A 25976-nucleotide genomic window follows, 5' to 3' on the forward strand; every position below is an offset into this window, starting at 1 on the left:
CCATGACCTTGCAACCTGTCCGGATGACGGGGCGGCAGCGGCTGGTCCTGGTGTTGTTGCTCGGCTCCCAGTTCATGCTCGCCGTCGACTTCTCCATCCTGAACGTCGCCCTGCCGGTGATCGGCGCCGGACTCGGATTCGAGCTGGCCGACCTGCAGTGGGTGGCGACGGCGTTCGCGCTCGCGGCGGCCGGATTCACGTTGCTGTTCGGCCGGATCGCGGATCTGTTCGGGCGGCGCCGGTTGTTCCTGGGCGGGATGGCGCTGCTCGGGCTCTCCTCGCTGGCCGGCGGGCTGGCCAGCTCGCACGGCATGCTCCTGGTCGCCAGAGTGGCCCAGGGGCTGGCCACCGCCGCCGTCACCCCGGCCGCTCTGGCGCTGCTGACCACCTCGTTCCCCGAGGGGCCGCTGCGGGCGCGGGCGCTGGGGCTGAACGGGGCGCTGATGTCGGCCGGCTTCACCTCCGGTGCGATCCTCGGCGGGCTGCTGACCGACCTGCTGAGCTGGCGGTGGGCGTTCTTCGTGAACGTTCCGGTCGCGCTCGCCGTCCTGGCCGCCGCCCCGGCCCTGCCCGCCGAGAGCCGCCCCGCGGACCGGCCCAAGATGGATCTGCCCGGCGCGGTGACGGTGACCACGGGCCTGCTGGCCCTGGTGTACGGGCTCACCCGCGCGGGCGAACACGGCTTCGCCGACCCGGCCGGGATCGGCGGGCTGCTGGCGGGGGCGGGACTGCTGGTCGCGTTCTGGTTCGTCGAACGGCGGGCGCAGGCACCACTGGTGCCGGTGACGATCCTGGCCAGGGCCACCGTGAAGTGGGGCAACCTGGCGGGGTTGGTCGCGTTCGCCACGGAGACCTCGCTGGTCTTCCTCATGACGCTCTACCTACAGAAGGTCCTCGGCTACTCGCCCCTGGCCACGGGGCTGGCGTTCGGAGTGCTCGGGCTCGGCACGGTTCTCGGCGGGCTCGCGGCCCCGCGCGTGCTCTCCCGCCTCGGTAACCGCAGGACACTGGCGACCGGCTTCGCGGTGCAGGCCGCGGCGACGGCGGCGTTGGCCCTGCTCGGCCCGGAGGCAGGCTGGATCTGGCTCCTCCTGGTGGCCACCTTCGTCGGCGGCATCGGCAACATGCTGGCGATCGTCGCCTTCATGATGACCGCCACCTCGGGCCTGCCCGGCTCCGAACAGGGCCTGGCTACGGGCCTGGCCACCATGACGCAGCAGGTCGGCATCACGATGGGCATCCCGATCATGAGCGCGATAGCCACGGCCGCCATGGGCACGATCCTGCAAGGGGTGACGACCGCGGTCCTGATCAACGCGGCCCTGGTCCTGGCCATCGCCGCCCACACCGCGATCAGAAGGGAAGACCCTTCATGACCGCCCCATGCCGCACAAGAACGCGACACGAAAGGGTCGCCACCGGCCCAGAAGACGCCGTAACGGCGCCCGGCCACGCACCGGTCAGCGGCCGTCTTCCTGGAGGCCCTCAACCCCGGCCGGCGGGTGGCGGTGGGTACGGCTTGCCGTAAAGGAAAGAATCTTGATCAGGCTTCTGTGAAGCCCCGGGCACGCCCACCCGCCGAGTCGCGGACGGCGGCGGCCACGGCCGTCGCCACGTCCGGGTGGAACACGCTGGGCACGATGTAGTTGGGCCCGAGCTCCTCCGGAGACACCACGGCCGCGAGCGCGTGCGCCGCCGCCAGCAGCATCTCCTGGCTCACCTCGGTCGCCTGGGCGTCGAGCAGGCCGCGGAACACGCCCGGGAACGCCAGCACGTTGTTGATCTGGTTGGGATAGTCGGAGCGTCCGGTCGCCACCACGGCCGCGTGCTCGCGGGCGTCGTCGGGCGACACCTCGGGCTCCGGGTTGGCCAGGGCGAACACCACCGCGTCGTCGGCCATCGTGGCGATGTCGTCGCCGGTCAGGATGCCCGGCGCGGACACCCCGATGAACACGTCGGCGCCCTTGACCGCCCCGCGCAGGTCGCCCGAGTAGCCCTCGGCGTTGGTGTGGTCGGCGATCCAGTGGAGCGACTCGTCGAGGTCGTCGCGGCCCTTGTGCACGGCGCCGAGGTAGTCACAGACGACGACGTTGCGCGCGCCCGCCGCGAGCAGCAGGCGCAGCACGGCGTTGCCCGCCGCGCCCGCGCCCGCCATGGCGATCTTGACGCCCTCGATGGGCTTGCCCACCACGCGCAGCGCGTTGGTGAGCGCGGCCAGCACGCAGATGGCGGTGCCGTGCTGGTCGTCGTGGAAGACCGGGATGTCGAGCAGCTCACGCAGCCGCCGCTCGACCTCGAAGCAGCGCGGCGCGCTGATGTCCTCGAGGTTGATGCCGCCGAAGCCCGGCGCGATGACCTGGACCGTGCGGACGATCTCGTCGACGTCCTGCGTGTCGAGGCAGATCGGCCAGGCGTCGATGCCCGCGAAGCGTTTGAACAGGGCCGCCTTGCCCTCCATGACCGGCAGCGCCGCCTCCGGGCCGATGTTGCCCAGGCCGAGCACGGCGGAGCCGTCGGTGACGACGGCGACCGTGTTGCGCTTGATGGTCAGCCGCCGCGCGTCCTCCTTGTTGCGCGCGATGGCCATCGACACGCGCGCCACACCGGGGGTGTAGGCCATGGACAGCTCGTCGCGGTTGCGCAGCGGCACCTTCGACACCATCTCGATCTTGCCGCCGAGGTGCATGAGGAAGGTGCGGTCGGAGACCTTGTGGATGACCACGCCGTCGACGGATTCGAGCTGGTCGACGATCGCCTGCGCGTGGTCGGTGTCCCTGGCCGCGCAGGTGACGTCGATGCGCAGCTTCTCGTGGCCCGCGTTGGTGACGTCGAGCGCGGTGACCACACCACCCGCCGACTCTACGGCGTGGGTGAGCTGGCTGACGGCCTTGCCGCCTGCGGGCACCTCAAGTCGCACGGTGATGGAGTACGAGACACTAGGGACGGTCGCCACGTCAATTGCTCCTTCGGGACTGACCAAGAAGTTATCCCATGGTAGGGCGGGTTCGGTCAGCCCAGTGCCTCGGCAGCCGTCACGATCAAATCTACGCACGTCGCTACAGGAATACTCGTACTATCAATAACCAGGTGATATAGGGACGAATCCGCCGGATCCGCCCGGTAGAAGTGGCGTACGTACGCCGTGCGCGCGCGGTCGTTGTCCTCGACGATCTTGCGCGCCTCGCGCTCGCTGAGCTCGCCCAGCGTGGCGCTCTGCCGCACCCGGCGCTTCAGCGGAGCGTCGAGCCTGACGTGCAGCGCGCCAGGATGGTCGGCGAGCACGAGCGCCCCCGCCCGACCCAGAAAGACCCCGCCCTGGGCCCGCGCCGTGTCCACGAGCAGGCGTTCGGTATGCCGGACGAACTCCTCCTGCGCGATCGGCATCGCGCCGGGGACGTACATGTCGACGCCGCCGAAGGTGACCGTCGGCAGCCGCATCGCGCCGGACAGCAGCCTGCCGAGGCCGCGTTCGGCCCGGTCATCGTGAGCCAGCGCCTCCTCCAGCGTGCAGCCGAGCTCCTCGGCCACGGCGCTGGGGATGGCCCGGTCGACGAAGGGCACGCCCAGGCGTTCGGCCACGGCCGGGCCTATGTGGTTACCGGCCGTGCCATATGTCGCCGAAATCGTGACGACCCGCATATGTCCAGGTTAGAACAACGCGCTGGACAAAGCTCTACGTGCCTTGGCCAAAGAAGGGTCTTCGGCGGGTAGCGCGTCGAACAGGCCGAGCAGGTGGCGCCGGGCCTTGTCCCGGTCGTCACCCGAGGTGCGCTTGACCACGCCGATGATCCGGTCGAACGCCTCGTCGATCGCGCCCGACAGCATCTCCAGGTCGGCGGCGAGCAGCTGGGCGTCGATGTCGGCCGGGTCCTGCAGACGGCGCTGCACGTCGGCCGGGTCGACGTCGGCCGTCCGCTTGATCAGGCCGACACCCGCCAGCCCCATCTTCGCGTCCTCGTTGGCCGGCGAGCGGGCCAGCAGCCGCCCGTAGGCCGCCTCGGCGGCGTCGAGGTCGCCCTTGTCGACGGCCTCCTCGGCGGCCAGCACGTCAGGGTCGGCGGGCGGGCCCGCGGGCTCGTCCTGCTGCTCCACCACCTCCGCCGGCCGGGCGTCGGGGTTGGCCTGGTAGAACTGCTCGACGGCGCCCATCAGCTCGTCGAGCCAGCGGCGCACCTCCTGCTCGGGCAGCACCTGCTGGAAGCCGGTGACGGCCTGCCCCTGGAAGATGGCCAGCACGGTCGGCACCGCCTGCACCCGCAGCGCCTGCGCGATCTGCGGGCTGCCGTCGACGTTGACCTTGGCCAGGATCGCCCGGCCGCCCATGTCGCCGACCACTTTCTCCAGCACCGGGCTGAGCTGGGCACTGCCGGGAGCACGTGGAGACCAGAGGTCGAGGACGACCGGCACGCTCATCGAGCGGTCGATGACCTCGGTAGTGAACGTCTCCTCGGTCACGTCGATGATCGAGCCCGACGCGGCCGCCTGGGGACCCCCGGCCTCCCGCCGGGTCTGTGCCTCGAGTGCCTGCTTACGCGCGCCCAGATCAACGGCTCCGTAGAGCGACCCAGGCCTAGAGAAGTCCGCCATGCTCATCATCTTGCCGCATGGACGCCGTGGAGAAGTCACCCGCCGCCACCCTCAGCGTGCGCAACCGGTCAAAGAGCTGCCGCAGCTCGTCCTCGCCGTACATGGTCAGACCGAAGTCCGCCGCCATCAGATCGGCCGTCGCCCGTTGTACGACATCACGTCCCGCGTCGGTGATCTCGGCGAGCACCCCGCGGCCGTCCTGCGGATTCGGCATCCGGCAGACGAATCCCGACTTCTCCAGCCGGTCGATGGTGTTGGTCACACTCGTCGGATGCACCATGAGCCGCTCGCCGATCTTCCACAGCGGAAGGGCGCCGGCCCTGCTGAAGGTCAGCAGCACCAGGGCCTCGTACCTGGCGAAGGTCAGCTCGTACGGCTTGAGGAGCGAGTCGAGTTGCGACAGCAGGATCTGGTGGGCTCTCATGATCGAGGTGACGGCGGCCATGGCGGAGGAGGCCCCGAAGTGAGCGCGCCAGGTCTCCGCGGCGCGGTCGATGGGATCGAACGGCAGATTGAGCGGCTTGGGCTGCGACACAGCGCTACGGTAGCGCGCCGCTCGTCCTGATTAGTATGGTTACGGAGAGCGATCGGACTCACGGCTTGACCAAGAATCCGGACGTCAATCATCACGCTCCGTTATGGTTCTCGCATCGAATGGTGACGCGGAAGCCAAGTTCACTCGCCGTGGGGACCGGCCCGAACTGAATCGCTTCCGCCGCGCCGACACGGGGCACGGGGGGTGCTTGGTGATTTTCAATGGAAAAACGGGTGCGTGAGCACGCGGGCGTTTCACGTGAGGAGTTGAAGCAGAGCGCGGCCGTCACGGTTGCCGTGCTCCTTGCGCTCGGCTTGATCGCGGCGTGGAGCGTCCTGATTCCTGGCGTAGACGCGTGGGAGAATATCGTGGCCGCGGTCATCGGTTCGCTTCGGCTGACCGGGCCCGTGGCCGCCGCCTTCGCAGCGTGGGTGGCGATGCGCAAGCGCAGGGCGCTGCGCGGCCGCTCGCTGACGACCTGGCGGGCGCTGAAGGCCCCGCTGGCGATCGTCGTGGTGGTGCTGGGCTCGTTCGGCGCGACCGTGCTGGTGCTGGCCATCAAGACGGTGCTCACCGAGCAGTCGGGGCGGCTGAGCCTGGCCGGGCTCGGCGTGGGCATGGCCGGGCTGGCCCTCTACTCGGTGATCGGGTGGATCGCAGGCTGGCTGCTGCCCAGGGCCTACACGCCGCCGCTGGCCGGGCTGTCCTGCTACGGGCTGTTCACCTGGCTGGCCGGTGGCCGGGGCTGGGCCGACAAGCTGGCGCCCGGCACGGGCGAGCCGTACGACCTGTTCCAGGGGCTCGGCGGCACGGCGTTCCTCGACCAGACGGTCTGGTTGCTGGGCATCACGGCGGCGCTGCTGCTCGGCTGGGCGGCGGTGGTGACCAGGCAGGCCCTGGTGCTGGCGTGCGCCCTGCTGGCCGTGCTCGCCGCGGGCACGGGGGTGGCCCGGCTGCTGGGCGCGACCAAGCCCGCCGCCGCCCAGGGGATCGCCTACAGCTGCCAGGACTGGCCGATCACGGTCTGCCTGCATCCGGGCATGCGAGCGGGCCTGACCGAACTGGGCGCGGCCTTCACCAAGATCGCGTCGCGGCTGGCGGGCACGCCCGCCGGGTTCACCCGGGTCGAACAACGGCCGCTGGAAGAGCCGCTGCAGCCGTCCGCGGGGCTCGCGCAGATCCACGTGCCCGACCTGTCGGCGGGCTTCGCCGACGAGGCCGTGTACGAGTACGTCGAGTCACTGGCCGCCAAGTGCCCCGACACGCCCGCCGGCGGATACCGCGAGATCGTGGTGGCCTGGCTCCGCGGCGAGCCGCTGCCGGGCGGGCCGCTGCCGGAGCACCAGTACGCGGCGGCCTGGTTCTCCGGGCTGAGCGAGCATCAGCGGCGTGAGTGGCTGCGCATGTTCTTCAGCGACTTCCAGGCGTGCAAGCTGTCGAGTACGCACTTCGGCGGCGGGCCCGCGGGGGCCGCGGCGGCTCCCGTGGCGGCCTCGACGGGCTCGCCACAGGTCTATCCGGTCTATCCGAATCCCAGCGACGAAGAGCGTTCTTCCGACTGGGGACCGGAGATGTCACCTAAAAGCTGGCAATGATGATCGATCGTCGGGTAGTCAACCGGCATGACGACTTCCCAAACGGCGCCCCCCGCGGTCACTCCGCAGCGGCGCCGCCGGTGGCGATATCTGGCCGGGTTCCTGGTCGTGGTGGTTCTGCTCGTGGTCGGCGGCCGACTGGCCTGGTCCTGGCTCAACCCGTTCGGCGAGCAGACCATCGACCGCAGCCAGCCGGTGCTCCTGCAGTCCATCAAGGACCTGAGCCGGTTCGAGGCGGCGACCGGCAACTTCCAGGTCGTGGTCGACCTGGAGAAGGACGCCCGCTTCCTGCCCGACGCCATCAAGGGCAGCCGCACGCTGTTCGTGGGCGCGGGCAACGTGGACGCCTACGTCGACTTCTCCGCCATGGCGGCCAACGGCGTGACGGTCTCCAAGGACCGTAAGGAGGCCACGATCCGCCTGCCCCGCGCGCAGCTGGAGAAGCCGAACCTCGACAACCGGCGTTCCTACGTCTTCGCGCAGCAGCGCGGGCTGCTGGACCGCGTACAGGGCTTCCTGTCGTCGTCTCCGGACGACCAGCGGGAGCTGTACGTCCTGGCCGAGACCAAGATCGCCGAAGCCGCGGCCTCCAGCGACCTGCGGGCCCGCGCCGACACCAACACCAAGGCCATGCTCGAAGGGATGCTCAAGTCGCTCGGGTTCACCAAGGTGACGGTGAAGTTCGCCGACCAGCCCTAAGTGCCTTAGGTCCTCCGACCGGCGCCCTAGGTATCTCCTCATGTCGGCCTACGACCACAGATAGGGCATCCGCCCGATGTGACGGCAGGGGCCTTAGGAGCAATCTGGAAAGTGTCAGGGAAGAGGACCGAAAGAACACGGGAGCACTCGGATGAACGCCGAACTCGAATACGTCGTCATGAAGAACCACGCCGACGAGCTGCGCGAGGCCGCGGCCGAGCACCGCCGGGTACGCGAGGCGCTGAAGGGACAGAAGGCCGAGCGTCGTCACCGCTCGGTGTTCGCCAAATTCCTCTCCTCATGACCACCGCCAAGAAGCCCGGCCGCAACCTCCCTCGCGGCCGGGCCTATCTACCTCCGTAGGCCGAAGGGGTGAGAGCCGAGCTCTCACCCCTTCCGTCTATGCGGAGACCTGTCTATGCGGAGACCAGCTCTACGCGGAGACCAGCCCTATGCGCAGACCAGCCCTATTCGGGTACGCGGATGATGAGCGCGTCGCCCTGGCCGCCGCCGCCGCACAGCCCGGCCGCGCCCAGGCCGCCGCCCCGGCGCTTGAGCTCGTGGGCCAGGGTGAGCACGATGCGGGCGCCCGAGGCGCCGATCGGGTGGCCGAGCGCGATACCGCCGCCGTTGACGTTGACCCGGTCGAGGGGCACGCCCAGCTCCTTGGCCGACTGGAGCACCACGCTGGCGAACGCCTCGTTGATCTCCACCAGGTCGAGGTCGCCGACGCCCAGGCCCTGCTTGGCCAGGGCCTGCTTGATGGCGTTGGCCGGCTGCGACTGCAGCGAGGTGTCGGGCCCCGCCACGTTGCCGTGCCTGCCGATCTCCGCCAGCCAGGGCAGCCCCAGCTCCTCGGCCTTGGCCTTGGACATCACGACCACGGCGCAGGCGCCGTCGGAGATCTGCGAGGCCGAACCGGCCGTGATCGTGCCGTCTGCGGCGAACGCCGGTCGCAGCCGGGCCAGCGTCTCCACGGTGGTGTCGCCGCGAACGCCCTCGTCCTCCTTGACCACCACCGGCTCGCCGCGCCGCTGCGGGATCTCCACCGGCACGATCTCGTCGTCGAACACGCCGTTCTTGGTGGCCGCGGCGGCCAGTTGGTGCGAGCGGGCGGACACCTCGTCCTGCTCCTCGCGGCCGATGCCCAGCCGGGCGTTGTAGCGCTCGGTGGACTCGCCCATCGCGCACTGGTCGAACGAGCAGAACAGCCCGTCGTGCGCCATCGAGTCGACCACCTCGGCGCCACCGTACTTGACGCCCTTGCGCATGCCCGGCAGCAGGTGCGGCGCGTTCGTCATCGACTCCATGCCGCCCGCCACCACGATGTCGAACTCGCCCGCGCGGATGAGCTGGTCGGCCAGGGCGATGGCGTCGAGCCCCGACAGGCAGACCTTGTTGATGGTGAGCGAAGGGACGGTCATGGGGATGCCCGCCTTGACCGCGGCCTGGCGGGAGGGGATCTGGCCGGCGCCCGCCTGGAGCACCTGGCCCATGATCACGTATTCGACGTCCTCCGGCGACACGCCGGAGCGCTCCAAGGCGGCCTTGATGGCGATGCCCCCGAGCTCCACGGCGGGCAGCCCGGACAGGGCGCCGAGCAGTCTGCCGATCGGCGTACGAGCTCCGGCTACGATGACGGACCCAGACATGGCGACGGCCTCCTGTGCACGTGAGGGGTTCTTTGACACCATACCCACGAGTAGGTGCACGCTCGCTATGGAGGCAGGCCACACATGTTCATGCGGATCGACCACATCGGTATCGCCTGTCATGACCTCGACGCCAAGATCGCGCTATTCTCGGACACGTTCGAGCTGACCGTCGTGGCGCGCGAGGTGAACGAGGAGCAGGGGGTCCGGGAGGCCATGCTCCACATCGCCGATGGCGCCGGCGGGAGCTCCTACATTCAGTTGCTGGAGCCGTTGTCCCCCGACACGCCGGTGGGAAAGTTCCTGGCGAGGAGGGGCGAGGGGGTGCATCACGTGGCGTTCGGCGTGCCGGACGTGGCTGAGGCGATGGATCGGTTGGCGGGCAAGGGCGTGCGGCTGCTCGATGAGCGCCCGCGACACGGCTCGATGGGGTCGGAGATCGCATTTGTGCACCCCAAGGACGTGGGAGGAATGCTCACTGAGCTCGTACAGGCCACCGAGTCCCCAGCAAACCCCAAAACTGCTCGTATGTAACTAGTCACGCAGATAGTCGGACGGGGCTTCTCAGGCGGCACTGGCGGAGTACGCTGGCTTTCCACCGGACAAGGCGCCTGCCGCGAGGCACAGGCTCCTGGCTCGGCTGTCCCGAACCCCCCGTCCGGCCCGTGTAGCCGTCTCGACAACCCAGGATCGAGCCTCCATGCAGTCCGACATCGACGCCCAGCTCAACAATTTCTTCGAGGATGCCCCAGCACGCGAGTTCGACGTCGTGCTTCGTGGTTATGACCGCCATCAGGTCCACGATCATCTGAAGCAGCTCGACGGTGAGCTCCGCCAGTCCCGCGAGCAGGTGACGTCCCTGCAGCGCGACCTGTCCGACTCCCAGCGCCAGTTGCAGGAGCAGGAGCGCCCGACCTACTCCGGTCTCGGCGCCCGCATCGAGCAGCTGCTGCGCCTGGCCGAAGAGCAGGCCACGGAGCTCGTCCAGGCCGCGCGGTCCGAGGCCAACGAGATCAAGGCCGCCGCCAAGGTCGAGGCCGCCGACGTACGGGCCGCCGCCGAGGCTGAGGCCGCCGACAAGCGGGCGCAGGCGACGCGTGAGAGCGACGAGATGCGCACCAGCGCCGAGCGCGACGCGGAGGAGACCCGCTCGACCGCTCGCCGTCTGGCCGACGAGCTGACCAACACCACCGAGCGCGAGGTCGCCAAGCTGCGGGCCACCGCCGACCACGAGGTGGCGGAGAAGCGCGCCGACGCCGAGCGCGAGATCGCCAAGCTGCGCACGACGACCGAGCGCGAAGTGGCGCAGCTGCGGGCCTCGACCAAGCGCGAGCGCGACGAGGTGCTGACCACCGCGAAGCGGCAGGCCGACGAGATGCGGGCGCAGGCTCAGCGGGTGCTGGAGGAGTCCGAGGCCAAGCGGGCGCAGGACGAGGCGGAGTTCGAGATCCAGCTCGCGTCGCGGCGTGAGGAGGCCGAGCGCCAGGAGGCCGAGCGCCACGCCACCGCGCAGGCCAACACGCAGAAGCTGGTCGCCGAGGCCGAGCAGCGCGCGGCCACGGCCGAGTCGCGGGCCACGAAGGCCACCCAGCAGGCCGACCAGACCAGGCGCGAGGCCGACCTGCACGCCAAGCAGCTGGTCGCCAACGCCCGCAAGAGCTCCGAGACGATCGTCTCCGAGGCCAAGTCCAGCGCCGACACCATAGTGACCGAGGCGAAGAACGACGCCGAGCGCACGCGCAGCGCGATGCAGCGCCAGGTCGACGAGCTCACCCGCCAGCGCGACAGCATCACCAGCCACCTGGCGCAGCTGCGTCAGCTGCTCGGTGGCGCCGCTCTGCCGGGCATGGAGCCCGAGCCCGCCGTCACGGCGGCCCCGCCGAAGCCGGCGATCGCGGCACCGGCCGGCGAGAAGCCCGCCCAGCCCGCACCGGCCCCCGCCAAGGCGGAGGCCAAGGGCGAGGACGACGCGGAGTGGTGGCAGGAGTAGCCGTCACATAACCGACTACACGGGGGTGGGCTGACGGCCGAAGAGAGCCTGGTGACCTTGCGGTCGCTAGGCTCTCTTTGTTGTTCCGAACGGCATGTGTCCAATACTGCCGTGGTTTGTCGTAATCCCCAGGAGTCCCCCCGTGTCAGCAGAAGCCGAATCCCCTGCCGTGGCGGATGTCGCCAAGCCCCCGCCGTACGCGCTGCCGCTGTCCCGGGGGCCGTTCACGTTCGGGCTGATCGGCGGGATGGGCGTGCTGACCGCGATCGCGATCGCGCAGATGGTCGTCAAATCGTTGAGCGTGATCGTCCTGATCGTGGTGGCGATGTTCCTGGCGGTCGGGCTGAACCCGGCTGTGGAGGCGTTGCAACGGCGCGGGCTGGCCCGGCGCGGGGCGATCTCGATCGTGTTCGCCGGGGTGATCGTGGCGTTCGTGCTGTTCGGGCTGGCCGTGGTGCCGCCGGTGAGCAAGCAGCTGGCCGAGTTCATCGCGGCCGTGCCCGACTACGTGACCGAGCTCGGCAAAAATCCGACGCTGCGGCAGCTCGACGCCGACTACCAGATCCTGCCGAAGCTGGCCACGTTCATCACCAGCGAGCTGGGACCCTGGCTGGCCAGCGGGGTCGTGGGGGCGGGGCTGGTGGTGCTCGACGGCATGTTCACCACGGTGACGCTGCTGGTGCTCATGCTCTACTTCCTCGGCTCCCTGCACACCATCAAGTCGTACATGCTCAAGCTGGTCCCGGCCTCCCGGCGGCAGCGGACCGGTGAGATCACCGAGCAGATACTCGACGGCATCGGCGGCTATGTCGCGGGCAACGTCCTCATCTCGGTCATCGCGGGCGTGCTGACCTGGATCTTCCTGTCGATCGTGGGCGTGAAGTACGCGCTGGCGCTGGCGCTGGTGGTCGCGCTCACGGACCTGATCCCGCTCGTCGGCGCCACCATCGGAGCGGTGCTGGTGACGGGGGTCGGGCTGCTCCAGTCGCTGCCCGCCGGGATCGCCTGCGCGGTGTTCTTCGTGGTCTACCAGCAGGTCGAGAACTACCTGATCTACCCGCGCGTCATGAAGCGCTCCGTGGACGTGGCGCCCGCGGTCACGGTGATCGCCGCCCTGTTCGGCGGCGCGCTGCTCGGCATCGTGGGCGCGCTGGTGGCCATCCCGGTCGCGGCCGCCATCGCGCTGATCATCCGCGAGTTCGTCCTCCCCCGCCAAGCCCGCGCCTGACCGTCGCCGCGCTGCCATCCGTTGCCGCGCTGCCATCCGTCGGCGACACCCCGCCCGTCGGCCCGGCGCAGACCGCGAGCCGTCGGACGCGGGGCGCGTCGGACGCGGTGTGGGCCGTCAGCGAGGTCGGGCGGCGCCGCCGAGTTCGGTGTCGAGGAACTTCGCCACGGCCGCGTTGAACGCCTCCGGCTGCTCGACCGCCGTCAGATGCCCGGCCTTGGGGATGATCTCCAGCCGGCCGTCGGGCACGGCCCGCGCCATCGCCTCCGCGTCGGCCACGGTCGCCAGCTCGTCCTCCTCCCCCACCACGACCAGCAGCGGCACCTTGAGCGCGGCCAGCGTGTCGAAGGAGTCGGGCCGCCCGGCCATGGCCCGCTGCGCCCACGCCACCGCGCCGGGCGGAGCAGCCTGCACGAGCCCCTTGACCCGCCCGAACACCATGGCCCTGCGCTCCTTGGTGGTGGGCCCGATCAGTGCGGGCAGCACCTCGGACACGAGCACCGCGCTGCCGTCGGACAGGACCGCCTGGGCGATGCGCTCCCTGTTCGCGCGGGCGGGCTCGGGATCCGGGCTCGCCTTGGTGTCGGCGAGTATCACGCCCAGCACCCGGTCGGGATGGCGACGGCAGAACGCCATCGTCACGTACCCGCCCATGGACAGGCCGCCGACGACCGCCCGGTCGATTCCCTCTCCGTCGAGCAACCTGGCGACGTCGTCGGCCATGACCTCGACCGACGGCTCTTCCTCCCCCAGGCGCGACCCCCCGAAGCCGCGCAGGTCAGGCGTGATCACACGGCATGACCTGGCCAACCCCTCCCGCTGCGCCAGCCACATGGCCGACGAGAGCGGAAACGCGTGAAGCAGTACGACCGGGAGTCCCGTACCGGCTGATCTCGTGTAAAGCTGCACGGACGATACGGTAGACCTCTTCGCCCCGACAATCACTGCATGGCTTATACCGATATTCGCCTCTGTGCTGACCGCTTTCTGTCACACCAGTCTTTTTACGGCCGGCAGTGGCCGGCCCCACCCGCCATACGCGCCCAGGCCCCTCCAGGGAAACGCTCCTCCGCTTCCCCGGCTGAGCGCCGTGACGTGCGCGTTCTTGACCGTCGCCGCCCTATCCGATGGCCGTGGCGCCCCCATCGATGAACAGCACCTGACCCGTCATATAGGCAGAAGCCCGACTCGCCAGGAAAACCGCTGGATGGGCCATTTCCTGCGCCGTTCCCCAACGACGCATCGGGACACTGGACACCGTCGCCTCGTTCATCGCGGCGTCTTCCCAGAGATTCCGGTTCAGGTCGGTGGCCGTCCACCCCGGGCACAGGGCGTTGACCCGTACCCCGGCCTGCGCCCACTCCACGGCCAGCGTCTTGGTCAGCGCCACCACCGCCGCCTTCGCCGCCGCGTAGGAGGCGAGGAAGGGCGCGCCCAGCGCCGCCACCGACGCCACGTTGATGACCGAGCCGGTACCCCGGTCCAGCAGGTGGGGTGCCGCCGCGTGACAGACCGCCATGGTCGAGTCGAGGTTGAGCCGGATGATCTTGTCCCAGCCGGACAGACGCAGATCTTTGAACTCGACGAGGAAGTTCGACCCACCGGCGTTGTTGACGACGATGTCGAGGTGGCCGAGCCCGTCGATCGCCCCCGCCACGGCGCCCACGGCCGCGTCGCGGTCGGTGAGGTCGGCGGGCAGGACGACGGCGCGCCGGCCCAGCGCCTCGACCTCCTTGGCGACCTCGGCCAGAGACTCGGCCGAGCGGGACACGAGCGCCACGTCGGCCCCCGCCTCGGCGTAGGCCAGCGCGATGGCCCGTCCGATCCCCTTCGACGCCCCGGTGACCAGAGCCTGCTTACCGCTGAGATCGAACGCGCCCATGGGGGCCTCCTCGCCTCGGAACCGAACAAGATTCTATGGACCGGGGTCCGGGAACACCACCGGCGCGGGACTACGAGAGCCCCGCGCCGGTCCATCATCGGCTGAAGGGAGTGCTAACCCAAGCCACCCAGGATGGTGTCGATCGTGTCGACGATGTTGTCCGCGATCTTCTGACCTCGGGCGCCCAGCTCGGCGATCGCGCCGGACCTCTTGGTCAGCTCGATCTCCTCATTCCTCCAGAGCTGTTTCTCCGCCTGCCCGGAGCCGCCACGCTGCGGGAGGTTCGTCGGCGGCCGCCCTTCGGGGTACATCCTGCCGTTGCCGTAGACGCTGTAGGACTGGGTCGGCTGCGTGGTGCCGTCGTTGCGATAGACCTGGCTCGGTCTTGACTGTGCCGGCTGCCGGTTCGCCCTGGGCGGCGACTGCCGCTGTACCGCCCGTTGGCTGGTCGGCCGGTGCGCCGGACGCTGCCGCGCCTGCTGGATTCCGCGTGGGAGGTGGCCGGCCCGGCGGTTGCGCGCCCTGGCCGCCGCCGCGGCCCGCCTCTTCGCCGCCGCCTCGGCGGCCTCCCTTCTGGCCTGCCGTTTCGCCGCCGCCGCGGCCCGTCGTCTCGCCGCTGCCGCCGCGGCCTTCTTGACCTTCTCGGCCGCCTTCTTCCTGGCCGCCGCCAGCGCCTTCTTCTTGGCCGCCGCTGCTGCCTTCTTCTTGGCCAGCTCCAGGGCCTTCTTCCTGGCCAGAGCCGCCGCCCGGCGCTTGGCCGCCGCGATGGCCGCGCGTCTGGCCGCCGCCCGTGCCGCCGCCAGTGCCGCCCGCCTGGCCGCGGCCTGGGCCAGCTTCCTGGCGATGATCCGGGCCGCGATCCGGGCCGCGATGCCGACGGCGATCCAGAACAGCTGCCCGTCGGGGTCGCTCATGGTGACGGGGCTGTTGTTGGCGTAGGCGTAGGCGTTGAGCTGCTGCGGGTCCTCCTCGTCGATGATGGGGTCGACCGACATGAAACGGCCGTTCTTGGGGTCGTACTCGCGGGCGCCGAGGTGGACCAGCCCGGTCGTCGGGTCGTTGCCGCCGCCGACGAAGCCGCGCTGACCGGGCCACCACGGTGGTGCCGATCCCCGGTCCTCGCCGAACGGCGTCATCCTCCTGATGGCCAGCTCGCCGGTCCCGGCGTTGACCGCGGCCTGTCCGGTGCCCTGGTGGTCGTTGGCCAGGAAGTAGACCTGGTTGTCCGGCGTGCGGACCGCGATGGGCTGGTCGTTGATGGTGTAGTAGCGGGTCTGCTCGACCGCGTCCTTGGCGAAGTCGAAGCGCAATTCCATGTCGTCGACGTACAGGGTGGCGTCGGTCGTGGTCTTGCGGAGCAGCCGCTCGCCGTCCGCGTCGTACACGAACGAGGTCGTCTTGCCCGCCTCCGTCACCGACTCCAGGTTGCCCTCGGCGTCCCAGACCAGGCTCTGGTCCGAGGTGCCGACCTTGCGCCTGGTGGTGTTGCCCGCCTCGTCGTAGGCGAACTCGTCCGACCCGACGCTCTGGAGCGCGTGCGGCTGCTTGCCGCCCGCCGCCGGGTAGGTGGAGGTGCGGACGGATTCGGCCGCGCCGCCCCAGGCGTGCTTGGTCTCCTTGATCCGGTTGCCGGTGGCGTCGTAGGTGTAGCTGGCCGCGTAGGGGGCCACACCGCCGATCTTGTCCGACTGCGGGGTGCCGCTGGCGCAGTCGTCGGTGGCCGTCCACGCCGAGGTCATGCGGCGCAGGTGGTCATACTTGAAGCACTGCGTGTCCTGACCGCTCGCCCGCTCGGCGATCTTGGTGACGTTGCCCACGGCGTCGTAGGTGTAGTTGAGGTCGAGGTCGGTGGCCGCCGCGCTCTCCCTGTCCAGCCGCATCCTGGTCAGCCTGCGGGTGGCCTCGTCGTGGGTGTAGGTGAGCCAGGTCTTCTTCCCTCCGGTGCCCAGCTCGTACTGCAGGGTCTCGCCCAGCTTGGAGTAGCGGGTCGCGGTCACGTACGACGACAGGCCGGTGACCTTGGTCGGCTGGCTGAGCTCGTCGTAGGAGTAGACGACCGACTCCTCCGCCAGGCCGCCCGCTGCGGGGAAGCTGACGGACTGGACCTGGTCGTCGAGGGTGTAGCGGGTGTTGAGCACGTACGAACCGGCCAGCTTGCCCTCCCGCTCGGGGACGGTGACGGTCTGGCGCAGCGAGCGGTAGCTCGTGTCGATGGCGTTGATCTCCGCCTTGTACGCCTGCCCGCCCGCGTAGCGGATGCTGGCGTTCAGGTGACCCTTGGCCAGCTCGTCGTACTTCCACTCGGCCAGCAACGGACCGGTCGCGGAGCCGTCACGCAGCTCCTTCTTGCGGCCCAGCTCGTCGTAGCCGTACCACAGGGTCTTGCCGCGGGCGTCCGTGGTGGTGACCAGCTCGTCGGCGTCGTTGTAGGTCATCGAGGTGACACCCTTGTCGGGGTCCTCGGTCTTGATCTCCCGTCCGCGCAGGTCGTAGTGGTGGCGCCACACGTTGCCCGCGGGGTCGGTCACGGTGGACAGCTGTCCCGCGGGGTCGTAGGTGTACTTGGTGGACTCGTACTCGCCGGTCGGGGTCGCGCCCTTGTACTGGCGCAGCTCGATGAGGCGGTCGTCGGCGTCGCCGATGCGGGTCGTCGCGGTGCCGCCCGGCGGCGGCGTCACGTGGATCCGGTCGCCCTCCTGCGTGGCGCTGACCCGGTACTTCTCCACGCCCTTCGCCTTGACGACTTGGGCGTTGACGTCGCCGGCGCCGTCGAAGGACGACACGACCTGCGTGGGCACGTCGGCGTCGGCCACCGCGAGCAGCTCGGTGGACGGCGTTCCGGTGGCGAAGTAGCCGGTGTTGGACTTGGCCGTCTCGCCGAGCGAGTTGTAGACGGTGTCGGTGATCGTGCGCCCGTCACGCAGCGCGGGGTCCTGCGTCTGGTCGTCGCGCGGCGCGGGCTCCTGCGTCTGGCGCTCGCGCAGCAGGCCGTCGTACAGCTCGTGGCTGGTGGTGTAGCCGCCGTCCGCGCGCAGCGTCTTCGTGGTGACGACGCTGGGGCCGTCGTTGCGCATCAGGTAGGAGTACTCGGTGTTCGGTGTCTGCCCGGACGCCTTGCTCCGGTCGGGCTGCCAGACCTTGATCAGCCGGCCGAGCGCGTCGTGCTCCATGTCGACGCGGCGGTTGTTCGCGTCGATCTCGGCGACGGGCTCGCCCCAGGCCGGTTCGAGCAGGGTGCGGTCGACGTGGCCGAGCTGGTTGGTCTCCTTGATCTCCGTCGCGGGCGCGCCCGCGGCCGGGGTGTAGGTGGTCACGGACTTGGTGCCGACCGCGTCGGTCTCGCTGGTCTCGCGACCGTAGGTGTCGTAGGTGTGCGTGCTGTCGGTGGTCGTCGTGCCGTCCCCGGTGGCGAGCTGGACGGCGGTCACGTCGCCCTTGCTCGGCGCCTGGCCGTACGCCTTGCCGTCGTACTGGACCCGCTGGTCGGAGATCACGTCACCGGCGGCCAGCGCGGACACTCCGGTGCCGCAGCCGGCGGCGACCTTCTGGATCCTGCTGGTGTAGTCGATCATCCAGGCCGTGTCGTTGCGGGCGTAGGTGTAGCGGGTGCACTGGTCGTCGTCGGCGCTGGCCAGGTCCCCCTTCTCCTCCACCTGGGTCAGCAGGCCCTTGGCGTCGTAGGCGCGCTCCTCGCCGGTGCGCCGCCACTTGCCGCCGCTCAACGCGGTGCGGGTGACCATCGACTTGGGCTCGACCGCGTACGCGGTCTTGGTGACGCCGCCCTGCGTGGACTCGGCGGTCTTGAGGGACCACGGCTCCTCGGCGGTCGCGGTCAGGATGGCCCCGCCGTCACCGTCGTAGAGGATCTCCTCCCGCTCGAACCCGGACAGCTGGTCGAGGTCGTCCAGCTTGCCGCCCTCGGTGTCCACGACCTGCACGTCGCGCTTGGAGCCGTCGGCCTGACGGTCGCCGTCCATGCCGCGGAAGTACCTGAACTCCGTGAGCGTGCGCTTGGTGTCCTGGCCGTCGCCCTCGCGCACCCGTACCCGGCCGAATCCGCGCCAGTCCGACCACGTGCGGTGCTCGGGCTTGACCAGGATGTTCTCGGCGTAGCGCCAGGCGCCGCCGTCCAGGTACTCATAGTCGGTGACCACGTTCGGCGAGCCGGCGACCCGGTCGGCCTCCACCGTCTGCGTCACCACGTACTTGTGGAACCAGTCGGTGACCTCGGCCTCGTTCTGCGGGGCCCAGCGCTGCGGGAAGCAGCGCCTGGTGTTCTTGTCGGCGGCCGGCAGGTCGCCCGGCTTGCAGTCGGCCGGGGCGTAGTTGACGCGCAGCTCGCCGCCGCTCTCATTGTTCACGGCCTGTACGCGCCACTTGACCAGCGGGGCGCGGCCCTCGTTGGCGTCCACCCTGTTGGGCAGCTGGACACCGGTGAAGGTGATCTTGGGCAGGGTGATCGTGCCGCCCACATGGCCGCTCTGCTGGATCGACGCCAGCCACAGCGACGGGCTGAGGCCGTCACCCGTGGCGGGGAACTGGTGCGTCAGCGTCCAGGAGTCCACCGGGCAGTACTGCGCGCCCCCGCATTTGGCGGTGTCGGTGTTGACCACCTGGGTGGTGACCTTGGACAGCCGCTTGCGGGTGAAGAACGTCGGCGACAGGCGGTCGACGCACTTCACGCCGGAGTCGCAGATCTGGTCGAACGGGACGTCCGGCCAGCTGCTCGCGGTCTCCTTCTTGAGCTCGCCGGCGGCGCAGGTGATCGTCCCGCTGGGCAGGCAGCGCTCGGCCACGTCGAAGACCACGCGGGCCGCGGGCGCCTTGGTGAACAGCTCGTTCTGCAGGTAGCCGTAGTCGATGCGGGTGAGGTAGCCGCCGCGCGCGTACAGCGTGCCCAGCTCGGGCTTCATGTTGCGGCCGTAGTAGTTGTTCTCCAGGGCGTACCAGTAGGTGGTGGCGTTGCCGTGGGTGTCCACCGCGTAGTCCAGGTTCCACCGGTAGGCCTGCTGGCACCAGGCGTTGGCCGGGGTGCTGGAGTAGCAGGGCTCTCCGCTGTTGTTGCCGAACACCGGCACGGTCTGGACCGACTTCGTCTCCGGCTTGCCGGTGGCCCAGCCGGGCAGGCGGTTCAGGCCGAAGGTGAACTGGGTGCCGTCTTCGGTCGTGACCCGCCAGTACTCACCGTTGTTGTCGCCGTTCACCGCTCCGGTGAGGTACTCGATCCGGGTGCCGTCGTCGCGCTTGGGGCGCCACTGCTTGGTGGTGGCGTCCTTGACCAGCTCGACGGCCGAGTTACCGAGGGACAGCGTCGCGTTGTCCTGGTCCCAGCACAGGTCGCCGGTCTTCTTGCCGTCGATCATGCAGGACTTGTAGCGGCGTTCGACGTAGCCGCTGGGGTTCAGCTCGAAGCCCTCACCGGCCCAGGAGGGCTGGTTGTTGGTGGAGGCGGTACGGCCGTCCACGCTCTGGGAGGAGTAGTCGATCGACAGGTCCGGCTCGTCACCACCCAGCGCGGGCGGCGCGCGCAGCTCGTAACCCCAGCTGAAGTCGCCGGACTGGGCGCCGACGCTCCACTGTGCCGAAGGGGCGAGCGAGGTGGACGCGTGGTCGCCCGCCGACCCTGAAGGGGCCGCCGTCAGCGCGTACATCGCCGGCATGTCCACGTCGGCGGTCAACGTGCCCGCCTTGGTGTCGTTGTCGCCCGGCACCGGCTGCGGCTGCGGGCAGCCGGTCGCGGTGGCGGTGGCGGTCAGTACGCACTCGTCCAGCCGGACGAGCCGCAGCCGGGCGCCGTAGTCGCCGCCGGAGGCGTAGCGGAAGCCCGAATAGTCGATCGCCAGGCGGGTCTTCCCGCTCTTGGCCGTCAGTCCCTGCCCCGGTGACACCCGCAGGGCCAGGCCGAGCAGCCCGGCCCGCTGGGTCTGGGCGGGGTCCAGCAGCTCGACGCGAGCGGGAGTGGGGGTAGCCGCCGCCTTGGCCGTTTTCGTGCCGGTCTTGGGGGCGGCCAGGCGGATCGGGAAGGTGTCGGCGCCGAGCGTTCTGGCCTGCGCGTCGCCGGTCGTGGTCAGCTCGACCGTCTGGGCCTTCGGCCAGGTGGTGCCTGGTGGCGCCTTCCACGCCTGTTTCTGCGCCGGATCGGCCTGTGCCGGCAGCACCGGGACCTTCTTCCCGCTTACCGGCGTCTCTTTCTGCACGTTCGGCGCGGAACGGGTCGCGGCCTGGGCGGGCATCCCCGACACCAGCGTCGAGACCATGACCACGGTCAGTGTGGCCGCCAGTCGGCGGGGCCACGACGACCGTTTCGCGGGTGTCTGTAAACGATTCCAGTAGGATTCCGGCAGGTCTAACTCGCTTGACTGCTCCATTTCGACCTCTCCCGGTCTATGGGGGGTTACTGGGCGGCTAGTTGGGAGATTTGTTCGGCGTTGAGCACACCGTCATAGGTGCGGACGTCGTCCACGGTTCCCGGCCAGTAGCCGGCGAAGACGCCCGCGGTCTTGGCCCGGCCGAGTTGCAGCGGGCCGGTGGCGTTCCACGCGCTTACGTGGTCGGTGATGGTGCTGGTCGACAGGCGGCCGTTGACGTAGACGCGCAGCTCGCCCTGGAGCGGGTCATAGACCCCGGCCACATGGGTCCACTCCATCGGCGCGGGTACGGCGTCGGACCGCGTGCGCACCAGCGCGGCGGTGTCGGTGTCGGCGGCGGCCATGCCGAGCACCCACCGCCCCTGCTCCTTGTCGAAGCCCAGCTGGAAGCCGCTGGCCCGGGTGCCGGACTGGGAGACGGCGGCGGCGTCGCGGGTCGGCAGGTAGTCGAGCTGCGTCCAGAGCGCGACGGTGAACCCGGCCTTGGTGTTGACGGCGGGCGCGCCGGCCTGCGCATGCCCGTCGACCCCGTCGAGCGCCAGCCCGCCGTCCAGCCAGCCTTCACCCCAGGTCGCGGCGCCGGCCAGTGTCGCGGCCGAGCCCTTGCCGGAGGAGTCGGCGGCGGTGGTGCCGGACTCCTCGTCCAGCTGCCAGTGCCCGACCAGCGTCGCGGCGCTGTTCACCAGGTCGGCGACCTCGTCGGCGAACATGGCCCGCCCATAGACGCGGACCTCGTCCAGGTCGCCGGGCCAGAATTCGGCCGCCGCCCCGTTGACCGTCCCGCGGCCGATGGCCAACGACCCGGTCGCGTCCCACGGCTGGGTGAACGGGACCGTCGACTCCAGCCGTCCGTTGACGTACAGGGACAGCTCCCTGGCCGCCGCGTCGTAGACGCCGGTGAGATGGGTCCACTCGCCGAGCCTCGGCGCCGCCGCCGACAGCGCGCGCACGCTCTGCGCCCCGTCGGCGTCCGCGACGCTACGGCTCAGCGCCCAGCGGTCGTCGGCCTTGGAGTACTGCAGCGCGAAGCCACCGGCCCGCGTACCGCCCTGGCTGACCGCTGTCGCGGTGGCGTTCGTGCTGGTCAGCCGCGCCCAGGTGGTGACGGTGAAGTTGCGCTGGGTGGACAGGGCGGGGCCGTTGGTCTGCGCCTGGCCACTGGCTCCGTCGAGCCGCAGGCCCAGACCGGTCTTGCCGGTCGTCCAGGTGGCCTGGCCGGACAGGGTGGCGTGGTGGGCGCTCGTACGGTCGGCGGCCACGGTGCCCTGGCCTTCGTCGAGGGTCCAGTGGCCGTCGGGGCCCGTGCCCGCGTTGACGTTGAACAGGTAGGTGCGGATCGGGCCCTGCTGCCCCGCGCGGTCCTTGCTGCGTACCGCCAGCACGTTGGGACCGTCGTGCCGCGGGGTCAGCTGGATCGTCGCCGTGCCGTCCGCCTGGCCGGCCGCGACCTCCGCCTTCGGCGTGGTGTCGAGCCCGTAGACGTAGGTGGCGACGTCGGAGACGCCGTTGGGGGCGAAGGTGAAGGAGCCGGCCCGGCCGACGCCGTCGTTCCAGCCGCCCTCGGGGTACTGCGGCGACGTCACGCCCGGCTCCTTGCCGGGGGCGGAGGCGTCGACCGTGGCCTCGCACCAGGGGCCCCAGGCGCTGGTGGCCTTGCCGTCCTCGGCGCGGACCCGCCAGCGGATCACCGAGCCGTCGGCATAGGCGCCCGCGGGAACCTGCGCGTAGAAGGCGCTGCCCGTACTCTGCAGCCCGGTGACGTACTCGCTGACCTTCACACCGGCCGCGGTCCACCACTCGAACCGGCCCTTGACCGAGTTGTCGACGTCACGCAGCTTGGCCCACAGCTTCGGCGTCGTGCCGCCGATGACCGGCCGGGCGTCGCCGGAGACGCAGGCGCCTCCCGGGTCCGACCACATGTCGGCCGCGACGGGCACGGACGGCAGCGAGTTGTACTCGATCACCAGGCTGGGGTTGTTCTTGAACTTCTTCCAGCCGTAGTTGTCCCCCTCGTCCGTCGCCCTGAGCCCGATGGTGACATTGGGCCAGCTCTTGGCGGCGGCATCGACGATCTGGCTGGTGACGTTGAACTCCACGCCGCCGGGCAGACAGGACGATCCCCAGCCCTTCGCCACGTTCTGGGTGTCGAGCAGCTTGACCCACGTCGGCTGCTTGCTCCAGGTGGTGGCCTTGCTGATGGGGTTGGTGGACCAGGCTTCGACCGGCCGCTTGGTGCACGAGTAGGACCACGTCTCGTACGTCCGCAGCGTCCCCTTGATGATCTGCTTGCCGTGGATGGTCGAGCCGGTGTTCATCTGGAAGAACGACCGGTTGGTCTGCCCGGGGACGTGTCCCGCCCTGGCGACGTCGTTGGCGTTCAGGAAGTTGGAGGTGGGGTTGTTGCTCCAGACGGAGGTCCACGCGCCCCGGGCCGCCGAGAAGAACGGGTCCAGGTAGACGGGATAGCGGGTCGCCGGGTCCTCGATCATGCCCCGGTGCGGCTTGAGCAGCAGCTTCTTGCCCACCAGCCGCAGGCCCATCACCTCGTACCGGGCATCCGCGGGTGAGCCTTCCCCGGCGGCCGGCGTGCGCGCGGCCGAGGAGCCGGAGGAGTCCCACATCATCGGCGGCGAGGCGGTGAAGATCGTGCCGCCGTTCGCGTCGTTGGCTTCGAGGTTGCCGCCCTGGGTGGACTTCATCGACAGGCCGGTGGTCGAGATCGGGAAGCTCAGCTCAGTCAGGGCCTTGTTCTCGGCCGCCGCCCGCGACTTGACCACCAGGAGATGCGAGAAGCCGTCGACGTCCGCCTTCACCTGAAGGTCCACGCCCGGCAGCACTTCGGCGTAGGTCGCGGTGTCACCGCTCAGCGTCGGCTTGGGCAACTGCCCCGGCCAGTTGAGTTCCAGTGCCTTGCCGCCGCGGGCCATCCGGGCCAGCGGCGCGCTGCCCCCGCCGGAGAACCGCAGATCCACCGATGTGGCGACCGGGGCGATGGTCCCGTCCGGCTGAAACCGGAGTGCCGCGTCCGCGGCCACCCAGCCGCCCGCCTGGCGGACCCGCACCGGTCGCGCGTACTGCTCCAGGAGGAGAGTGCCGCCCGGCTGGGCGAAGACCTGGCGCGTCTCGGTGCGCATCGCCTCCACCTCGACCGGCCGGCCATCCCGGCGGGCCAGTGCGAGAGCGGACCTCTCTCCGGGGGTCCCGTTCGTGTCCTGTTCTCGAAGGGTGGTGTCCGTACTCTTGTGCCGCGCGCTGGCGACGGCGTCCAGACGATCAAGGGGCCCTGCCACTACCGCCCCTGCCAACATCACCACGACCAGCCCACGAACTACGCGCATCCACCCTCGCCGCTGCCGAGCCAGCGACGCCACGCAGGTCAGGCCCGCCCGGCGTCTCTGCGATCTTCAATTGACGATCGGATTGTCACCCGGGATAGACGATTCGTCTAGATCCTTCGGCGGATTTCATCAAGAACTGCACGGTGTCCGAAAAAAATCGCCAACTCAGGCTTCGACGGGCAGCGGAGCCGCGGCCGGGTTCACCCGGCGGACGATCTGATCCAGCACGATGCGTACGTACGGCTCACCCACCCACAGATGCTTGGCCCCGTCGACCCCGATGACCTCGGCCTGCGGCACCCGCGCGAACCGCCGCCTGGCCTCATCGGGCCGCAGGTAGTCGTCGAACTCCGGCACCAGCGCCACCAGCGGCCGGCCGAATTCGGTCCACGCGTCCAGATCCTCGTCCGTGGCCCGGTGCAGCGGCGGCGAGAGGAGGATGGCGCCCTCCACGAGCGGGTCGCGGGCCCACTTCAGCGTCAGCTCGGTGCCGAACGACCAGCCGACCGCCCACACGTGCGGCAGGTCGTGGTATTCGGCGTACTCCAGCGCCGCCGCCACGTCGAACCGCTCCCCCTCCCCTCCGTCGAAGGTGCCGGAGGAGGTGCCGCGCTCGGAGGAGGTGCCGCGCGTGTTGAAGCGGAGCACGGCCAGGTCGGCCAGGGCGGGCAGGCGGTTGGCCGCCTTCTTGAAGACATGGCTGTCCATGAACCCACCATGCGTGGGCAGCGGATGGAAGGTGACCAGCGTCGCCAGGGGGGGCCGGTCGAGGGGCAGGGCCAGCTCCCCGACCAGGGTCTGGCCGTCGGCCGTGTGCAACTCGATCGGCTCTCGCCGGGCGGGCAGCACCGTCGCCGCGCGAATCTCCAAGGTCGGTCCCTTCAGTGTGATCTTGCCCCTGGGGCGGGGCTTGTCGCGGCCGCTCAGTAGCGGGCGCGGCGGGGGCGGGGGCGGAGCCGCTCAGTAGCGGCTGCGGCCGGGGCCGCGGTCAAGTCTCTTTCGCCAGCACGCCGGGTGCCAGTGGCGGCGTTCGTCGTCGCCGCCGCTCCAGCTCGGCCAGGCCACCAGGTGCGGCTGGCCGCCGCGGATCTCCTGGTCGCAGCCGGGGCAACGATAGTCCTTGGTCGAGGAGGAGCCGGTGAGCATGCGTACCTTCCAGTCGCCGTCTGGCCATTCCTCGACCCGCTCCATGCCTCCGGGCAGGCCGAGCGGGCGAGAGGACTCCCTGCGGCGGGCGCGGCGCGGGCTCATGGCTCCGCCCGTACGAATGGCTCCGCCCGTGCGAACATCTCGCCGGCCCCCGCGCCCCTTGGGCCGGGGGCGACCACTCCCACCATCGCGAACGCCATGCGTCCAGTTTTCCAGAGCCGGTAGGGTTGGCCGTCATGCGGCTGGTCATCGCGCGATGCAGCGTGGATTACATCGGACGGCTCACGGCTCACCTGCCGATGGCGCCGAGGCTCATTCTCATCAAGGCGGACGGCAGCGTGTCCATCCACGCTGACGACCGGGCTTTCAAGCCACTCAACTGGATGAATCCGCCGTGCAAGCTCAAGGAGGACGGCGAGACCTGGACCGTCACCCACGGCAAGTCCGGCGAGAAGCTGGTCCTGACGATGGCCGAGGTCCTCCACGACTCCAGCCACGAGCTCGGCGTCGATCCCGGTCTGATCAAGGACGGCGTCGAGGCGCACCTGCAGGAGTTGCTCGCCGAGCACATCACGACGCTGGGCCCCGGCTACACGCTGGTCCGCCGCGAGTACATGACGGCGATCGGCCCGGTCGACATCCTGTGCCGCGACGCGCTCGGCGCGACGGTGGCGGTCGAGATCAAGCGCCGCGGCGAGATCGACGGCGTCGAGCAGCTGACCCGCTATCTGGAGCTGCTCAACCGCGACCCGCTGCTGACCCCGGTCCGCGGCGTCTTCGCCGCCCAGGAGATCAAGCCCCAGGCCCGCGTGCTGGCCGCCGACCGGGGCATTCACTGCGTCACGCTCGACTACGACACGCTGCGCGGAATCGAACCGGAGAACCCCACGCTCTTCTGATCCAAGTGACGTTCCTGTGTTGACATGTCATGACTAGACATTCTAGTTTTGACC

19 protein-coding genes are annotated in these 25976 nt (G+C 70.1%); 8 read left to right on the forward strand and 11 right to left on the reverse strand.

The annotated features are described in order from the left end of the window. The first annotated feature begins 2 nt into the window (after window positions 1-2). Window positions 3-1376: an MFS transporter gene (locus tag AB0H88_RS20510; protein ID WP_357646619.1), complete on the forward strand. Its 1374-nt coding sequence runs from the start codon at window positions 3-5 to the stop codon at window positions 1374-1376. Window positions 1377-1543: 167 nt separating this feature from the next. On the opposite strand, the gene AB0H88_RS20515 is transcribed toward AB0H88_RS20510, so the two are convergent. The 4 genes from AB0H88_RS20515 to AB0H88_RS20530 are packed head-to-tail and all read right to left on the reverse strand — an operon-like array spanning window position 1544 to window position 5122. Then, window positions 1544-2953, reverse strand: coding sequence for an NAD-dependent malic enzyme (locus tag AB0H88_RS20515; protein WP_357646621.1), 1410 nt, complete (start codon window positions 2951-2953; stop codon window positions 1544-1546). Between the two features lie 56 nt (window positions 2954-3009). Continuing rightward, window positions 3010-3639 carry a cytidylate kinase-like family protein gene (locus tag AB0H88_RS20520; protein WP_357646623.1) on the reverse strand — a complete coding sequence of 210 codons (630 nt, stop codon included), beginning with the start codon at window positions 3637-3639 and terminating at the stop codon, window positions 3010-3012. 9 nt (window positions 3640-3648) lie between these two features. Beyond that, a complete protein-coding gene (locus tag AB0H88_RS20525; protein ID WP_357646625.1) occupies window positions 3649-4587 on the reverse strand; it encodes a tetratricopeptide repeat protein in 939 nt (312 codons plus the stop codon). Continuing rightward, window positions 4571-5122: a MarR family transcriptional regulator gene (locus tag AB0H88_RS20530; RefSeq protein ID WP_357646627.1), complete on the reverse strand. Its 552-nt coding sequence runs from the start codon at window positions 5120-5122 to the stop codon at window positions 4571-4573. The genes AB0H88_RS20525 and AB0H88_RS20530 overlap by 17 nt, the downstream gene beginning before the upstream one ends. 233 nt (window positions 5123-5355) lie before the next feature. Between AB0H88_RS20530 and AB0H88_RS20535 the strand changes: the two genes are divergently transcribed. The 3 genes from AB0H88_RS20535 to AB0H88_RS20545 all read left to right on the forward strand — a co-directional run bounded on the left by AB0H88_RS20535 (window position 5356) and on the right by AB0H88_RS20545 (window position 7720). Continuing rightward, complete coding sequence (locus AB0H88_RS20535) at window positions 5356-6717, forward strand: hypothetical protein (RefSeq protein WP_357646629.1); 1362 nt, start codon at window positions 5356-5358, stop codon at window positions 6715-6717. Between the two features lie 27 nt (window positions 6718-6744). Further along, complete coding sequence (locus tag AB0H88_RS20540) at window positions 6745-7416, forward strand: DUF4230 domain-containing protein (RefSeq protein WP_357646631.1); 672 nt, start codon at window positions 6745-6747, stop codon at window positions 7414-7416. A gap of 151 nt (window positions 7417-7567) precedes the next feature. Continuing rightward, window positions 7568-7720 (forward strand): hypothetical protein, encoded by a 153-nt coding sequence (locus AB0H88_RS20545; protein WP_357646632.1) that lies wholly within the window; start codon window positions 7568-7570, stop codon window positions 7718-7720. A 163-nt stretch (window positions 7721-7883) separates the two neighbouring features. On the opposite strand, the gene AB0H88_RS20550 is transcribed toward AB0H88_RS20545, so the two are convergent. Then, window positions 7884-9068 carry an acetyl-CoA C-acetyltransferase gene (locus AB0H88_RS20550; RefSeq protein ID WP_357646634.1) on the reverse strand — a complete coding sequence of 395 codons (1185 nt, stop codon included), beginning with the start codon at window positions 9066-9068 and terminating at the stop codon, window positions 7884-7886. An 84-nt stretch (window positions 9069-9152) separates the two neighbouring features. Between AB0H88_RS20550 and mce the strand changes: the two genes are divergently transcribed. The 3 genes from mce (at window position 9153) to AB0H88_RS20565 (ending at window position 12286) form a co-directional block, all read left to right on the forward strand. Further along, on the forward strand, window positions 9153-9602 hold the full coding sequence (mce, locus tag AB0H88_RS20555; protein WP_357646636.1) for a methylmalonyl-CoA epimerase: 450 nt from the start codon (window positions 9153-9155) through the stop codon (window positions 9600-9602). Between the two features lie 166 nt (window positions 9603-9768). After that, window positions 9769-11058 (forward strand): DivIVA domain-containing protein, encoded by a 1290-nt coding sequence (locus tag AB0H88_RS20560; RefSeq protein WP_357646638.1) that lies wholly within the window; start codon window positions 9769-9771, stop codon window positions 11056-11058. Between the two features lie 142 nt (window positions 11059-11200). Further along, on the forward strand, window positions 11201-12286 hold the full coding sequence (locus tag AB0H88_RS20565) for an AI-2E family transporter (RefSeq protein ID WP_357646640.1): 1086 nt from the start codon (window positions 11201-11203) through the stop codon (window positions 12284-12286). Window positions 12287-12403: 117 nt separating this feature from the next. Here AB0H88_RS20565 and AB0H88_RS20570 read toward each other — a convergent pair whose 3' ends face one another. The 6 genes from AB0H88_RS20570 to AB0H88_RS20595 form a co-directional block, all read right to left on the reverse strand. Further along, on the reverse strand, window positions 12404-13231 hold the full coding sequence (locus AB0H88_RS20570) for an alpha/beta fold hydrolase (protein ID WP_357646642.1): 828 nt from the start codon (window positions 13229-13231) through the stop codon (window positions 12404-12406). A gap of 175 nt (window positions 13232-13406) precedes the next feature. Further along, complete coding sequence (locus AB0H88_RS20575) at window positions 13407-14168, reverse strand: SDR family NAD(P)-dependent oxidoreductase (protein ID WP_357646644.1); 762 nt, start codon at window positions 14166-14168, stop codon at window positions 13407-13409. Window positions 14169-14281: 113 nt separating this feature from the next. Beyond that, on the reverse strand, window positions 14282-20425 hold the full coding sequence (locus tag AB0H88_RS20580) for an RHS repeat-associated core domain-containing protein (protein WP_357646646.1): 6144 nt from the start codon (window positions 20423-20425) through the stop codon (window positions 14282-14284). A gap of 137 nt (window positions 20426-20562) precedes the next feature. Next, entirely contained in the window at window positions 20563-23670 is a 3108-nt protein-coding gene (locus tag AB0H88_RS20585; RefSeq protein WP_357646648.1) for a LamG-like jellyroll fold domain-containing protein, read from the reverse strand. Between the two features lie 369 nt (window positions 23671-24039). Continuing rightward, on the reverse strand, window positions 24040-24744 hold the full coding sequence (locus tag AB0H88_RS20590) for an alpha/beta fold hydrolase (protein ID WP_357646650.1): 705 nt from the start codon (window positions 24742-24744) through the stop codon (window positions 24040-24042). A 90-nt stretch (window positions 24745-24834) separates the two neighbouring features. Further along, window positions 24835-25125 carry an ATP/GTP-binding protein gene (locus AB0H88_RS20595; protein WP_225290383.1) on the reverse strand — a complete coding sequence of 97 codons (291 nt, stop codon included), beginning with the start codon at window positions 25123-25125 and terminating at the stop codon, window positions 24835-24837. A 134-nt stretch (window positions 25126-25259) separates the two neighbouring features. Between AB0H88_RS20595 and nucS the strand changes: the two genes are divergently transcribed. Continuing rightward, window positions 25260-25922, forward strand: coding sequence for an endonuclease NucS (nucS, locus tag AB0H88_RS20600; protein WP_357646652.1), 663 nt, complete (start codon window positions 25260-25262; stop codon window positions 25920-25922). Window positions 25923-25976 lie beyond the last annotated feature (54 nt).

The organism is Nonomuraea sp. NPDC050680 (assembly GCF_040654555.1).
GTDB lineage: Bacteria > Actinomycetota > Actinomycetes > Streptosporangiales > Streptosporangiaceae > Nonomuraea.